Below are 297 nucleotides of genomic sequence, written 5' to 3'. Positions count from 1 at the left end.
AACTACGCATTGAGCGAAGAGATGGCGTTAAAACTGGCTTACCAGTATGAGCGCTATTACGACACCGATTACGCGCAAATTGATGTCAATACAGTTCCAGGACTGACCACCTTAGGTAACCTGAACCATAACTATAACGCGCACCAAGTGATGTTGTCGTTTAGCTACCAGCTGCGCTAATGCAAACAGTGCTAATCATAACTGCAATGAGGAAAAGATAATGGAACGCAGAAGTTTCTTAAAAATGAGTGCCGCAATGGGCTGTGCAGCGACAGTTACAGGTTGTAACTCTAGCTC

At 44.8% G+C, this 297-nt stretch carries 2 protein-coding genes; both read left to right on the top strand.

Features of this window, described 5'->3' with window-relative positions:
• Positions 1-180, top strand: a 180-nt coding sequence (locus CXF86_RS20120) for an MtrB/PioB family outer membrane beta-barrel protein (protein WP_145992412.1), incomplete at its 5' end; no start/stop codon positions are given.
• A gap of 40 nt (positions 181-220) precedes the next feature.
• A partial coding sequence (locus CXF86_RS23230; protein ID WP_145992413.1) for a twin-arginine translocation signal domain-containing protein occupies positions 221-297 on the top strand: 77 nt, incomplete at its 3' end.

This window comes from Shewanella sp. GutCb, from assembly GCF_002836135.1.
In the GTDB taxonomy this organism is placed as follows: domain Bacteria; phylum Pseudomonadota; class Gammaproteobacteria; order Enterobacterales; family Shewanellaceae; genus Shewanella.
Note: the sequence above shows the minus strand (reverse complement) of the source record. Positions and strands in the feature narration are given on the sequence as shown.